This window comes from Blastococcus goldschmidtiae (assembly GCF_031845325.1).
GTDB lineage: Bacteria > Actinomycetota > Actinomycetes > Mycobacteriales > Geodermatophilaceae > Blastococcus > Blastococcus goldschmidtiae.
The window spans coordinates 850,490-864,423 of the sequence record NZ_JAVREI010000001.1; the positions used below are offsets into that span (position 1 = coordinate 850,490).

10 protein-coding genes are annotated in these 13,934 nt (G+C 72.3%); 6 read left to right on the top strand and 4 right to left on the bottom strand.

Annotated elements, in window-relative coordinates; all coding sequences use genetic code 11:
- The first annotated feature begins 47 nt into the window (after positions 1–47).
- The 5 genes from RM425_RS04250 (at position 48) to RM425_RS04270 (ending at position 4,884) form a co-directional block, all read left to right on the top strand.
- Positions 48–1,265: a 5-(carboxyamino)imidazole ribonucleotide synthase gene (locus tag RM425_RS04250; protein ID WP_311343916.1), complete on the top strand. Its 1,218-nt coding sequence runs from the start codon at positions 48–50 to the stop codon at positions 1,263–1,265.
- 10 nt (positions 1,266–1,275) lie between these two features.
- On the top strand, positions 1,276–1,782 hold the full coding sequence (gene purE / locus RM425_RS04255; protein ID WP_311343917.1) for a 5-(carboxyamino)imidazole ribonucleotide mutase: 507 nt from the start codon (positions 1,276–1,278) through the stop codon (positions 1,780–1,782).
- Positions 1,783–1,804: 22 nt separating this feature from the next.
- Positions 1,805–2,962 (top strand): acyl-CoA dehydrogenase family protein, encoded by a 1,158-nt coding sequence (locus RM425_RS04260; RefSeq protein WP_311343918.1) that lies wholly within the window; start codon positions 1,805–1,807, stop codon positions 2,960–2,962.
- Positions 2,963–3,095: 133 nt separating this feature from the next.
- Positions 3,096–3,713, top strand: a complete 618-nt coding sequence (locus RM425_RS04265; RefSeq protein ID WP_311343919.1) for a hypothetical protein — start codon at positions 3,096–3,098, stop codon at positions 3,711–3,713.
- Between the two features lie 109 nt (positions 3,714–3,822).
- Positions 3,823–4,884 carry a CDP-glycerol glycerophosphotransferase family protein gene (locus RM425_RS04270; RefSeq protein ID WP_311343920.1) on the top strand — a complete coding sequence of 354 codons (1,062 nt, stop codon included), beginning with the start codon at positions 3,823–3,825 and terminating at the stop codon, positions 4,882–4,884.
- A 30-nt stretch (positions 4,885–4,914) separates the two neighbouring features.
- Here the strand turns inward: RM425_RS04270 and RM425_RS04275 are convergent, their stop codons facing one another.
- From RM425_RS04275 to RM425_RS04285, 3 genes are all read right to left on the bottom strand, one after another.
- Positions 4,915–5,313 (bottom strand): MerR family transcriptional regulator, encoded by a 399-nt coding sequence (locus RM425_RS04275; RefSeq protein WP_311343921.1) that lies wholly within the window; start codon positions 5,311–5,313, stop codon positions 4,915–4,917.
- Between the two features lie 65 nt (positions 5,314–5,378).
- Positions 5,379–6,866, bottom strand: coding sequence for a SulP family inorganic anion transporter (locus tag RM425_RS04280; RefSeq protein ID WP_311343922.1), 1,488 nt, complete (start codon positions 6,864–6,866; stop codon positions 5,379–5,381).
- Between the two features lie 314 nt (positions 6,867–7,180).
- On the bottom strand, positions 7,181–8,671 hold the full coding sequence (locus RM425_RS04285; protein WP_311343923.1) for a SulP family inorganic anion transporter: 1,491 nt from the start codon (positions 8,669–8,671) through the stop codon (positions 7,181–7,183).
- Positions 8,672–8,977: 306 nt separating this feature from the next.
- Between RM425_RS04285 and pgi the strand changes: the two genes are divergently transcribed.
- Entirely contained in the window at positions 8,978–10,609 is a 1,632-nt protein-coding gene (gene pgi, locus RM425_RS04290; RefSeq protein ID WP_311343924.1) for a glucose-6-phosphate isomerase, read from the top strand.
- A 150-nt stretch (positions 10,610–10,759) separates the two neighbouring features.
- On the opposite strand, the gene RM425_RS04295 is transcribed toward pgi, so the two are convergent.
- Complete coding sequence (locus RM425_RS04295) at positions 10,760–13,879, bottom strand: arabinosyltransferase domain-containing protein (protein ID WP_311343925.1); 3,120 nt, start codon at positions 13,877–13,879, stop codon at positions 10,760–10,762.
- Positions 13,880–13,934: the final 55 nt, after the last annotated feature.

Genomic DNA, 13,934 nt, shown 5'->3' on the forward strand with positions numbered 1-13,934 from the left:
TCTAGGCATCCGGGTCCCGGTTCGCGGCCCGCTACGCTCCTCGGGCCATGTCAGGTTCTGCGTCCCTCTCCGCCGTCACGGGTCTGCCCGTCGTGGCGATGGTCGGCGGCGGGCAGCTCGCCCGCATGACGCACCAGGCCGCCATCGCCCTGGGCCAGTCGCTGCGGGTGCTCTCCGCCGGGCCCGAGGAGTCGGCCGCGCTGGTGACGGCGGACGTGCGGATCGGTGACCACGGCGACCTGGAGGCCCTGCGGGAACTCGTCGACGGAGCCACCGTGCTCACCTTCGACCACGAGCACGTGCCCACCGAGCACCTGCGGGCCCTGGAGCTGGCCGGCCACCGCGTGGCCCCGGGCCCGGCGGCCCTCGTGCACGCCCAGGACAAGCTCGTGCTGCGCGCGGCGCTGGCCGGAGCGGGTGAACCCCAGCCGCCGTGGGCGCGGGTCACCGGCGCCGACGACGTGGCCGACTTCGCCGTGCGGCACGGCTGGCCGGTGATCCTGAAGACCCCGCGCGGCGGCTACGACGGCAAGGGCGTCTTCGTGGTGGAGGACGCGGCGGCGGCCGCCGAGCTGGTCGAGCGGCACGGGCCGCTGCTGGCCGAGCAGAAGGTGCCGATGCGCCGCGAGCTCTCCGCACAGGTGGCCCGCTCGCCGTTCGGCCAGGTCGCGGTCTGGCCGGTGGTCGAGACGGTGCAGCGCGACGGTGTCTGCGCCGAGGTGCTGGCCCCCGCGCCCGGCCTGTCCGAGGAGCTGGCGACGGCGGCCCAGGAGCTGGCCGTGCGCATCGCCGACCGCCTCGGCGTGGTCGGGATGCTCGCCGTCGAGCTGTTCGAGACCGCCGACGGCGTGCTGGTCAACGAGCTGGCCATGCGGCCGCACAACTCCGGTCACTGGACCATCGAGGGTGCGCGCACCAGCCAGTTCGAGCAGCACCTGCGCGCCGTGCTCGACTACCCGCTGGGATCCACGGCCATGACCGCCCCCGTCGTGGTGATGGCCAACGTGCTGGGCGGCGCGGCATCGTCGCCGGACTGGACCGGCCCCGGTCTGGACGAGCGCATCCACCACCTGATGGCGCACTGGCCCGACGTGAAACTGCACTGGTACGGCAAGACGCAGCGGGCCGGCCGCAAGCTCGGCCACCTCACCGCGCTCGGCGACGACGTCACCGAGGTCCGTGCCCGTGCGGTGGCGGCGGCCCGGTACCTCGCCGACGGCGTCGTCGACCCGGCCTTCGCCTTCGCGCACGACCCCGAACACTGAGGAGCAGGGCATGAGCGACCCGGTCGTCGGCATCGTGATGGGCAGCGACTCGGACTGGCCGGTGATGGAGCCCGCCGCCCGGGCGCTCGAGGAGTTCGGCGTCCCCTACGAGGCCCACGTCCTCTCCGCGCACCGCACGCCGCGCCGGATGCTGGACTACGCGGAGGCCGCGGCCGGCAGGGGTCTGCGGGTGATCATCGCCGGCGCCGGGGGAGCGGCCCACCTGCCCGGCATGGTCGCGGCCGCGACGCCGCTGCCCGTCATCGGCGTCCCCCGCCCGCTGGACCGGCTCGACGGGCTGGACAGCCTGCTGTCGATCGTGCAGATGCCGGCGGGGGTGCCCGTGGCGACGGTGGGCATCGGCGGCGGGCGCAACGCAGGGCTGCTCGCCGTCCGCATCCTGGCCGCCGGGGACCCCGCCCTGCTGGCCGCGGTCAGCCGCTTCCAGACCGACCTCGCGGAGTCCGTCGTGGCGCGGGACCTCACCCTCCAGGAGCGGCTCGCTTCCGAGCGATAGTCGGGCGTCCTACGATCTACTCGTGGGTAACAACGCCGCCGGGCTCTACGCGCTGACCGAGGAACACGACGCGATCCGCGAGGCGGTGCGCGACATCGCCGAGCGCGAGATCGCGCCCTTCGCCGCCGAGGTGGACGCCGACGCACGCTTCCCGGCCGAGGCGCAGAAGGCGCTGACCGCGGCCGGCTTCCACGCCACGCACATCCCCGAGGAGTACGGCGGCGAGGGCGCCGACGCGATCGCGACCTGCATCGTGATCGAGGAGGTGGCGCGGGTCGACGTCAGCGCCTCGCTCATCCCGGCGGTGAACAAGCTCGGGTCGATGCCGATCATCCTGTCCGCGTCGGACGAGGTGAAGCGGACGGTCCTGCCGTCGGTCGCCTCCGGCGAGGCGATGATCAGCTACGGCCTCTCCGAGCGCGAGGCCGGCTCCGACGCCGCCGCCATGGCGACGCGGGCGCGGCTCGAGGGAGACAGCTGGGTGCTCGACGGCACCAAGGCGTGGATCACGAACGCCGGGATCTCCGAGTGGTACACGGTCATGGCCGTCACGGACGCGGAGAAGAAGGCCAACGGCATCTCCGCCTTCGCCGTCCACCGCGACGACCCCGGCTTCGCCGTCGGCCCCAAGGAGCGGAAGATGGGGATCAAGGGCTCGCCCACCTGCGAGCTCTACTTCACCGACTGCACCATCCCGGCCGACCGGATCATCGGCGCGCCCGGGACCGGCTTCAAGACCGCGCTGCGGACGCTGGACTTCACCCGCCCGACGATCGGCGCCCAGGCCGTGGGCGTCGCCCAGGGCGCGCTCGACGCCGCCGTCGCCTACGTCAAGGAGCGCCGGCAGTTCGGCAGCAGCATCGGCAGCTTCCAGGGCGTGCAGTTCATGCTCGCCGACATGGAGATGAAGATCGAGGCCGCCCGGCACCTCGTCTACGTCGCGGCCGCCGCCGGTGAGGCGGGCCGGCCCGACGTCACCCGTCTCTCGGCCTCGGCCAAGGCGTTCGCCTCCGACGTCGCCATGCAGGTGACCACCGACGCGGTCCAGCTGTTCGGCGGCGCGGGCTACACCCAGGACTTCCCGGTCGAGCGCATGATGCGCGACGCCAAGATCACCCAGATCTACGAGGGCACCAACCAGGTGCAGCGGATGGTGATCGCCCGCAGCCTGCTGCGGTAGGGCGCGGCCCCGCCGTCGTCGTCACCCCGCGCCACGCCGGGCTGCGGCTTACCCTCACGTAACGATAGTGTGGTGACCACGCGAGCTCGTCGAGACGGTCCGCAGGGCCGCGCCGCCGAGCGGAGGTGGTCCGGTGCGTCCGTGGGAGCCAGGTCGGCTCAGCAGCGCGCAGACCGACTTGCTGGCGTGGCTCTTCCTCCACTCCGGGCAGGAGTTCGCCCTCGTGGAACTCGCTGTCGACGTGGGGATGCCGACGTCGGCCGCCGGTGCGGAGCTGCAGCCGATGGTGGCTGCGGACCTCGTCTCGCTGAGGCCGACCGATGCGGGAGATGTGTACCGGGCCAACATGGCGCACATCGCCGCCGGGGAGCTGGCTCGCTCCTTCATGGCGACGCACGGGCCGGTCCGCGTGGTGAGGGAGGAGTTCGCTGCGGTGGCGGAGACCGACGTGGTGGTGCTCTTCGGCGAGTGGGCCGGCGGCCCCTCCGGCCGGTATCCGTCGTCGCCGAGCGACGTCGATCTGCTGATCGTCGGTGCACCATCTCCCGTCGCGGTGGCCGCCGCTGCCGAACGCGCGGAACGACGACTCGACCTCCCGGTGAACACCGTCGTGCGCACGTCCCAACAGTGGGCGCTCGGTGCCGACCCGCTCGTGGCGGAGGTGCGACGATCGGGCTACGTCACCGTGCGTCCCGCCGGGCGCTGCGGATCGACCTCCGGACAGGGCGGCAGCACATCCATCGCCACGTGACCGGGCGGCTGCCGATCCCGCTCACGCGTCGTGCGGCGGGCGCGCACTCGTGACCCCGACGGACCGGGCTCCCCGGCCCGCGTCCGCTGTCGAACAGGATGACTCGCTGGTGCTCTTCGTCTACAACTCCTTCCTCGGCCAGTACTCCGACAATCCACGGGCCATCTACGAGCGCCTGTTCGACGTCGAGGCGGGCCATGCCCACGTGTGGCTGAGAGGAGAGGGGCACGACCACGCCTTTCCGGAGGGGGTCGACACCGTCGCGCTGGGCACTCCGGACAGCGTCGCGGCGCTGGAGGCCGCCGACGTCGTCGTCAGCAACATCTGCCTGGAACCGCCGTGGACGAAGCGACCGGAGGCGGTGTACCTGCAGACGTGGCACGGAACGCCCCTGAAGCTGATCCACTACGACGAGCCGTCGGTCGGCCCGGACGATGACGAACGCTTGGGGAGGGACGTCGCCCGCTGGGACTGCCTCCTGTCCCCGAACCGTGCCAGCACCGCACGGCTCCGGAGCGCCTTCCGGTTCGGCGGCCGGGTGGTGGAGACCGGCTACCCGCGGAACGACGTCCTGGTGGCCGGCGACCGGGACCTGCGGCGGGCGGCGGTGCGCGCCCGTCTCGGCCTCGACGACGGCACGAGGGCGGTGCTGTACGCACCGACCTGGCGGGACGACGAGCGCGACGCCCTGGACGTCCCGCTGGGCCTGGACGTCGACTCCTTCGTCGCGGGGATGGGTGAGGGCTGCTCGCTGCTGGTCCGGACGCACTACTACATGGCCGGCCGGACGTCGTGGCAGGAGCGGCCAGGGGTCCTGGACGTCTCCGGCTATCCGGACATTCGGGACCTCTACCTCGCCGCGGACGTGCTGGTGACCGACTACTCGTCGGTGATGTTCGACTTCGCGGTCACCGGCAAGCCGATGGTCTTCTACGCCTACGACCTCGCCCACTACCGGGATTCGCTGCGGGGTTTCTACTTCGACCTCCTGGCGGAGGCTCCGGGCCCGGTGGTGGAGTCGCTGCCCGCACTCCTCGACGCGCTGTCCCGGCCGGACGCGATGCGCGTCCGGTACGGCGACCGGTACGACCGCTTCCGGGAGCGCTACTGCCACCTGGACGACGGCCGCGCCACGGACCGGGCGATCGAGCTCCTGGTCCCCGGCCGATGACGCTCCGCCTTCCGGGACCGGGGGTGCCGCTCAGCCCTGGTTGCGGAGGTGCCCGGCGAGCGTCTCGGCGAATCCCTCGGCCACGGCCAGCTGGGCCTTGAGTGCGCTCACCCGCGCAGTGGCTGCTTCGTGGAACGTCCGCAGCCGGTCCGCCAGCTGCTCCCGGTTCCCGCTGCCGGACTCCAGATCGGCCAGCAGGGTCAGCAGCTCCTGCATCTCATCGAGCGTGAAGCCGAGCGGCTTCATGCGCTTGATGACTTCGAGGCGCGAGACATCGTGCTCGCTGTACAGGCGGAAGCCGCCCTCGGAGCGGGCGGTCGGGATCACCAGCCCGTTCTCCTCGTAGAAGCGGATGGTCCGCAGGCTCAGGCCGGTGCGTTCGGCGACCTGGCCGATCTGCACGAGCTCGCCGCGAGGGGTGTCGATCACCCCCTCTTCATAGGGCATGCCACGGCGGCCGTCGGCACGGCCGTCCCCGGGCGCCGGGGTGACCATCAGTGCCCACCCGCCAGCTGGCCGGTGTGCCGGTCGAAGCGATCCGCCGAGTGGCCCTGCAGCCCCACGATCTCGACGTCCTTGCCGCGGGTGGCGTACTTGTGCGTGATCGCGTCGAGCGCGGCGACGGTGGAGGCGTCCCAGACGTGGGCCCGGGACAGGTCGATGACGACGTTCTCCGGGTCCTCGGCGTACTCGAACTGCGTGTACAGGTCGTTGCTGGAGGCGAAGAACAGCGCGCCGTCCACCGCATAGCGCGCCGTGTCGCCCTCCACCACCCGCTCCACGTCGACGAGGCGGGCGATGCGCTGGGCGAAGAGCACGCAGGCCACGAGCACGCCGACGCCCACGCCGATGGCCAGGTTGTGGGTGAACAGGGTGACCGCGACGGTCGCGAGCATCACCGTGGTCTCGCTCTTGGGCATGCGATGGATGGTCTTCAGGCTGTGCCAGTCGAAGGTGGCGTACGCCACGAAGACCATCACGGCGACCAGCGCGGCCATCGGGATGGTCGCGACGACGTCGCCGAGGGCGACCACGAGGATCAGCAGGAAGACCCCGGACAAGAAGGTGGAGAGCCGCGTACGGGCGCCCGACGCCTTCACGTTGATCATGGTCTGGCCGATCATGGCGCAGCCGCCCATGCCGCCGAAGAAGCCCGACGCCATGTTGGCCACGCCCTGGCCCCAGGACTCGCGGGTCTTGTCCGAGTGGGTGTCGGTGATGTCGTCGACGAGCTTCGCCGTCATGAGCGACTCCATGAGGCCGACGAGCGCCACGCCGAGGGCGTAGGGCGCGATGATCGTCAGCGTCTCCCAGCTGAACGGCACGTCGGGCAGCAGGAAGAACGGCAGGCTGTCGGGGAGTTGGCCTTCGCCGCCGACGTCGGGCAGGTTCCACCCGGCGGCCAGCGCCAGCGTCGTCAGCACCACGATCGCGACCAGGGGCGGCGGGACGACGGTCGTCAGCCGCGGCAGCAGGAAGATGATCGCCAGCCCGGCGGCGACCATCGGGTAGACCAGCCACGGGACATCGATCAGCTGCGGCAGCTGCGCGGTGAAGATCAGGATCGCCAGGGCGTTGACGAAGCCGACCATGACGCTGCGCGGGATGAACCGCATGAGCCGCGCGAACCCGGTCACGCTGAGCAGGATCTGGAAGACGCCACCGAGGACCACGGCGGCGAACAGGTACTGGACGCCGTACTCCAGCGCCAGCGGCGCCACCACGAGCGCGATCGCGCCGGTGGCCGCGGTGATCATCGCCGGCCGGCCGCCGGTGAAGGAGATGACCACGGCCATGACGAAGGAGGAGAACAGGCCCACCCTCGGGTCGACGCCGGCGAGGATGGAGAAGCTGATCGCCTCGGGGATCAGCGCGAGGGCGACCACCAACCCGGCGAGCACCTCGGTGCGGGCGACCGACGGGGCGAGCCAGGTCGGCCGGCGGGAAGGGCGCGTGTGCGGAGCAGCGACAGCGGAGGACATGGACCCGAATCGTTCGGTGCGCCGTCGTCGTCGACGCAGGTGGTCAGTGCGGGAGCGGTGCCGTCTTCCGGGTGGCGCGCCGGTGCGCCGGGGGAGTCGCGGAGTGCTGCGGGACAGCCGAACGGGTCGACTCCTGCTGGCGCGGTGCAGACGGCGTCACCGATAGTCTGCCGGGAACTCGTCCCTGACGTCAGGGTTCGGGGGTGAGCCGTTCGTCACCTCCCGCGCTCGGGTGCGCCCGCTGGGCCGGTGCAGGGCTCCGGGGCGGTCGGACAGGCGTCGGCGACCGCCCCGGAGGTGGGGGTGCCGGCTGCTCAGTGGGCGCCGGCGAGCTGGCCGGTGTGCCGGTCGAAGCGGTCCGCCGAGTGGCCGGACAGGCCCACGATCTCGACCCTCTTGCCGCGGGTCTCGTACTTGTGGGTGATCGCGTCCAGGGCGGCGACGGTGGAGGCGTCCCAGATGTGGGCGTCGGTGAGGTCGATGACCACGTCCTCCGGGTCGCCGGCGTAGTCGAACCGGGTGTAGAGGTCGTTGCTGGAGGCGAAGAACAGTGCTCCGGTGACCGAGTACACCCGGGTGCCGCCGTCGGGGTCGGTGACGCTGGTGACCGCGGCGAGGTGGGCGACGCGGCGGGCGAAGAGCACGCAGGCGACGAGGACGCCGGCGCCGACGCCGATGGCGAGGTTGTGGGTGAACACGGTGACCGCGACGGTCGCGAGCATCACCGTGGTCTCGCTCCTGGGCATGCGGTGGATGGTGCGCAGGCTGTGCCAGTCGAAGGTGGCGATCGCGACGAAGATCATGACGGCCACCAGGGCGGCCATCGGGATGATCGCGACGACGTCGCCGAGCGCGACGACCAGGATCAGCAGGAACACGCCGGACAGGAACGTGGAGAGCCGGGTGCGCGCGCCGGACTTCACGTTGATCATCGTCTGGCCGATCATGGCGCAGCCGCCCATGCCGCCGAAGAAGCCCGAGGCCATGTTGGCGACGCCCTGGCCCCAGGACTCGCGGGTCTTGTCCGAGTGGGTGTCGGTGATGTCGTCGACGAGCTTGGCCGTCATGAGCGACTCCATGAGCCCCACCAGGGCCACGCCCAGCGCATACGGCGCGATGATCGTCAGCGTCTCCCAGGTGAGCGGGATGTCGGGAAGGCCGAAGAAGGGCAGGGCGTCGGGCAGCTCGCCCTCACCGCCCACGTTCGGAACGGTCACGCTCGCCGCCACGGTCAGGACGGTGAGCACGGCGATGGACACCAGCGGGGCGGGTACGGCCTTCGTCAGCCTCGGCAGCAGGAAGATCATCGCCAGGCCGGCGGCGACCATCGGGTAGACCAGCCACGGGACGTCGGTCAGCTGCGGCAGCTGCGCCATGAAGATCATGATCGCCAGGGCGTTGACGAAGCCCACCATGACGCTGCGCGGGATGAACCGCATGAGACGGGCGAACCCGGTCAGGCCGAGGACCACCTGGAAGATCCCGCCGAGCACGACGGCGGCGAGGAGGTACTCGACGCCGTACTCCAGTGCGAGCGGCGCGACCACCAGGGCGATCGCGCCGGTGGCGGCGGTGATCATCGCCGGGCGACCGCCGGTGAAGGAGATCACCACCGCCATCACGAACGAGGAGAACAGCCCGACCCGCGGGTCGACCCCGGCGAGGATGGAGAAGCTGATCGCCTCGGGGATCAGCGCCAGGGCGACGACGATGCCGGCGAGGACCTCGGTGCGGGCGACCTTCGGGGACAGCCAGGACGGTCGGCGTACGCCCGGCCGGGGGGTGGTGCTCAGGAGTGAAGACATGGGTCCGTCTCGTTCGGTGCGCCGTCGCGGCGCGGGCGGGAGGCACCGGAGGCGGTGCCGAGTCAGGGGAAGGGTGCGACGCTGCACCCGAGGGCGCGTCCACCCCAGGGCTGCGATGCGGGAGGTCGGGATCGCCGGCTCGACAGCAGCGGTGCGCTGGGGGGCGGCGCGTGTCAGGGACAGTCTGCCGCAACTCGTCCCTTACGTCAGGGTTGACACGATGAGGGGTTCGTCACGTCGCGGCCCGTCGGACAGGATGACCGGGACGGGGCGCCGCCACCGCCCCCTACGCAGGACGGAGTCAGCATGGACATCGCCACCACCGAGGAATGGGGCGCTCTGGCCGAGCACCGCCAGGCACTCGGCGCCACCCATCTCCGCGAGCTCTTCGCGGCGGATCCCGACCGCGGGACCCGCCTGACGGGCCGGGCCGGCGACCTGTACGTCGACTTCTCCAAGCACCGCGTCACCGACGAGACGCTCACCCTGCTGCTCGCCCTCGCCGAGCGGAGCGGGCTGGGCGAGCGCATCGCGGCGATGTTCCGGGGGGAGCGCATCAACACCACCGAGGACCGCGCGGTCCTGCACGTCGCCCTGCGGATGCCCGAGGACGCGCACCTCGTGGTCGACGGCCGGGACGTCGTCCGGGACGTGCACGAGGTGCTCGGCCGGATGCGCGGGTTCGCCGACCGGGTGCGCTCGGGGGAGTGGCGCGGTCACGACGGACGGCGGATCCGGGCCGTGGTGAACATCGGCATCGGCGGCTCCGACCTCGGTCCGGCCATGGCCTACACGGCGCTGCGCGACCACTCCGACCGCGACCTGACCGTCCGCTTCGTCTCCAACATCGACCCCACCGACTTCGCCGAGGCGACGCGGGACCTGGACCCGGCCGAGACGCTGTTCGTGGTCAGCTCCAAGACCTTCACCACTCTGGAGACCCTGACCAACGCCACGGCCGCCCGGAACTGGCTCCTCCGCAGCCCGGGTGCGGACGAGTCCGCGGTGGCCAGGCACTTCGTCGCGGTGTCGACCAACACCGACGCCGTCCGGGACTTCGGCATCGACCCGCGCAACATGTTCGGGTTCTGGGACTGGGTCGGTGGCCGCTACTCGTTCACGTCGGCCATCGGGCTCTCGCTCATGGTGGCGATCGGCCCCGAGGCCTACGACGAGATGCTGGCCGGCTTCGCCGCCGTCGACGAGCACTTCCGCACCGCTCCGCTCGCCGCCAACGTCCCTGTGCTCCTGGGACTGCTGAACGTCTGGTACCGCGACTTCTTCGGGGCGCAGAGCCACGCGGTGCTGCCCTACAGCCAGTACCTGTCCCGGCTCCCGGCCTACCTGCAGCAGCTGACGATGGAGAGCAACGGCAAGTCGGTGCGCGCGGACGGGGAGCCGGTCACCGTCGACACCGGTGAGGTCTTCTGGGGTGAGCCGGGTACCAACGGACAGCACGCCTTCCACCAGTTGCTGCACCAGGGGACGACGGTCGTGCCCGCGGACTTCATCGGCTTCGGCGAGCCGAACCACGACCTCGGCGAGATGCACGACCTGCTGATGGCCAACATGTTCGCCCAGTCGTCGGCGCTCGCCTTCGGGCGCACCGCCGAGGAGGTGGCCGCCGACGGGACGCCGCCGGAGCTGGTGCCGCACAAGGTGATGCCAGGGAACCGGCCCAGCACGGTGATCCTCGCCCCGCGGCTGACCCCGGCGACGCTGGGCCAGCTGGTGGCGTTGTACGAGCACGTCGTCTTCACCCAGGGGGTGGTCTGGCAGCTGGACTCGTTCGACCAGTGGGGCGTCGAGCTGGGCAAGGTGATGGCGCGTGAGCTGGCTCCCGCGCTGACCGGCCGCGAGCCGGCGGCGGGGGACCAGGACGGCTCGACGGCGGCGCTGGTGGAGCAGTACCGGCGGATGCGCGGACGCCCGGTCTGAGCCGCCGGCAGAGGACCCGCGAGCGGCCGCGCGTCGAGCAGCTACCGCCCCGGTCCCCGGCGGATCCGCACGGTCAGGGTGAGCAGCTCGGGTGGGCCGCTGCTCCTGCTCGGGCGGAGGCCGCCTATCGCCGGCACGGGCGGCTGCCGGTCAGTCGGGCTCGTCGCCCTCGGGCACCGGACCGGCGCCGGCGCCGGGCCACCAGCCCCAACCCGCGATGACCCGCTCGTCCTCGACCAGCCGGTAGGCGTCGGCGGGCAACTCCAGGTCGTAGCGGACGAGCCGGCCCCACTCGGTGTACTCCGGGCCGACGCCGGGGGAGAAGCCGGGGTAGGTGGTCGCGTCGGCCACCTCGGTCAAGGTCGAGTAGCTGCCGCCGCGCTCGTCGATCACGAGGAGTTCCGGCGCGTCGGCGTACTTCTCGCTGAGCATGATCCACTCCACCGGAGGCACCAGGCCGTCGGCGATGCGCGGCGGTTCGATGCAGGGCAGGGTGAACCCGACCGGCCAGTCGAGCACGACGTCGTCGCCCTCGAACAGCTCGCGGAGGATCCGCCCGTCGACCCGGTAGGGGTCGGTGACGCCGAGCCAGCCGCTCCCGGTGAAGTTGCGGTCGATCGCCTGGACGCGGACCAGCGTCGCCCCGGCGGGGAGGTGGGTGGTGGAGCCGAGCCGCTCCTGCTCCCAGGAGCCGTCGGGCTCGTCAGCCTCGGGGAACTCGACCGGGACCTCCTGGAGCACGGTGGGCTCCTCGCCGGCGCCCTCCGTCCCGTACTGCACGGCCACGTCCGTGCCGCTGTCGAGGTTCCCGGTCACCGACAGGGCGAGGACGTCGCGCTCGGTGAGGTCGCCGATCTCCAGCCAGGGCGTCGTGATCGTCGTGGGCTCGGCCGGAGGCTCCGCCGTCCAGGTCGACCACCGGCGCACGTCGTCGGGGGTCAGGGCGCCTACGGAGCCGCCCACACCGGGGAAGGCGTCGTCCGGGTCCCCGTCGCGCTCGGCGTCCGCGCCGGGCGCCGCGCGCAGGACCGAGGGATCGGTCAGCGCGACGGCGTGGTCGGCGAAGCCGCAGTCGTCCTCCCCGGTGAGCGCGTCGACCGCACTCGCGGCCAGGGCGAAGGAGTCGCGGTACCGCCAGGTGGCCAGCCCCGCGCTCGCCGTCTGGACCAGCACGGACATCACCAGTGCCGCGACCAGCGTGCCGACGGCTGCCTCCGGCCACGGCTGGTGGGTCGATCCGGCCCGGCGGCGCAGCCACCAGGCCGCGGCCGCCACCAGGAGTCCGGCAGCCAGCCACAGGAACGGGTTCCCCAGCGCGTCCGGGAGCACCGGGGTGACCCCGTAGGCGGAGCTCTCCACCTGCTGGTTGCCGGCGTGGAAGGCCAGTGCCGCGGTGAAGGCCACCGCGCCGAGGATCCCGGCGGAGGCCCACCTGTCCGGGCGCCGTCGCACGAGCAGCGCCACGGCGACGGTCAGGGCCAGCGCGCCGGGTGCGGCGAGGGCACCGAAGTGGTGGGTCCACTTCGTGGGGGAGGGCACCAGGGCGACGACGGTGATCAGGAAGCCGAGGGCGGGCACCAGCCAGCTGATGCGGCCACCGCGGGTGCGCGTCATGCGCAGCAGGCTGATGGAGACGGCGATGACCACCACCACGGTGAGGACCACGATCAGCTGCTTGGCGAAGGTCCGCATGTTCTCGTCCGGACCCAGCGTCAGGTACCAGTACCGCAGGATCTCCATGTACCAGGACTCGGCCGGGCCGACCTCCTGGTGCACGCGCAGGGCGGTGACGGCGGTGGCCAGCGTCGCGTCGGAGAACACCACGGTCGCGGGCACGCTGGCGCAGGCCACCACCAGGGCGAGCGACGGCCATGCGCCCAGCGCCGACCGGCGCAGCGTCGGCCACAGCCGCGGCAGCAGGACGAGCAGCGTCGCCACGCAGGCGAGACCGGACGCGGTGACCGTGACCGCCGTACCGGCGACCGCGGCGGCGAGGCCGATCAGCCACGGCCGCTGCAGGCGCATGGCCTGCAGGGCCAGCGTGACGGTGACCGTCCACGCCAGCGTGACCAGGAACTCGGGCCGGGCGCCGATGTTCCACGGCAGCCACCAGGCCAGCAGTGCGACTCCGGCCACGAGCCGCAGCGCCGGGTGGGGGCGCTCCACCAGCAGGGGGAGGAGCTGGCGGGTGAGCAGCCACCACACCAGCAGGCCCGCGGCCAGCGAGGGCAGCCGCAGCACGATCGGCTGGGTGGACAGCTCGGTCAGCGGCGCGAGCAGCGTCTGGAGCAGGACGAAGGGCACCTCGGGCACGTTGAAGAACCGGAACTGGTTCCCGACGAATCCTGCGTTGTCGAGGGTGCGCGCTTCGAGGCTGTAGTAGTAGTCGTCGGTGTTGAGGAAGCCGATCACGGTCCACGCCACCAGGGTTCCGACCACCCCGATGTCGGCGAGGACGGCCATCGCGCGTCCCCACGGCACCCGTGCGTACGCCAGGTCGGCCCGCGCCGGCTCGGTGCCGGCGGCTGCGGCCGTCCGGTCGCGGTGCCCCCGGGCCGGTGGGCCGGCCCGCCACAGCAGCCAGAGACAGCTGAGCACCGCGAGCACGTGCAGAGCGATGAGGACGAGCTTGGCGGCCGTCGGCGAGGTCTGGAAACGGGCGTCGGGGTGGGCGACGACGGTGGGGGACGGCCCGGTACCCGCGGTGACGTCGGTGGTGAACGCGGTGACCTCGGGGACCGCGGCGCCGGGGTCGTCCGCCAGGATGCGCGTCTCCTGGCCCGGGGCCTGGACAGAGGCCCGCGTGCCCTCCTGGTCCGCGCGCACGACGAGCTCGCAGTCGTCCTCCGCAGGCACGGGGCCCTCCCAGAGCAGGGCGCCCGAGGAGACGATGCGGATGGCGTCGCGGTCGACGCCGATCGACAGGGCCCGTTCGTTGCCCCGGGTCGAGCTGGGCAGCGCCGTCGCCACCAGGACGGCGGGGGCGTCGCCCTCCTGCTGATCGGCCGCGAGCGCACGGACGGTGGCGCAGGGCGCCGTGGCCGTGAGGTCGATCGGGCGGTACGGCATGAACAGAGCCGTCGTGGGCTGCGGATCCGCCGGGTCGAGGGGCCACTGGACCTCGGGGGTGTCGACCGAGACCGGCGCCAGCGGCAGGGCGACGGCGAGCGCCACGGCGAGCAGCGCGAGCACCCAGGCGGCTCTGCGCCGCGGCTGCGACCGGCCGGTCGAGGAGGAGCCGGCGCCCGACACGGCGGAAGCGGTCGTCATCGGGCGGCAGCCTACTTTCCGACGCTGGGAGCGGCCGGAGGGGTGCGCCCCCTCC

What these genes read in the sequence shown, in the direction of transcription:
- RM425_RS04250 (WP_311343916.1), top strand. Translation starts at nt 48, where the DNA reads ATGTCAGGTTCTGCGTCCCTCTCCGCCGTCACGGGTCTGCCCGTCGTG.
- purE (WP_311343917.1), top strand. Translation starts at nt 1,276, where the DNA reads ATGAGCGACCCGGTCGTCGGCATCGTGATGGGCAGCGACTCGGACTGG.
- RM425_RS04280 (WP_311343922.1), bottom strand. Translation starts at nt 6,866, where the DNA reads ATGTCCTCCGCTGTCGCTGCTCCGCACACGCGCCCTTCCCGCCGGCCG.
- RM425_RS04285 (WP_311343923.1), bottom strand. Translation starts at nt 8,671, where the DNA reads ATGTCTTCACTCCTGAGCACCACCCCCCGGCCGGGCGTACGCCGACCG.
- pgi (WP_311343924.1), top strand. Translation starts at nt 8,978, where the DNA reads ATGGACATCGCCACCACCGAGGAATGGGGCGCTCTGGCCGAGCACCGC.
- RM425_RS04295 (WP_311343925.1), bottom strand. Translation starts at nt 13,879, where the DNA reads ATGACGACCGCTTCCGCCGTGTCGGGCGCCGGCTCCTCCTCGACCGGC.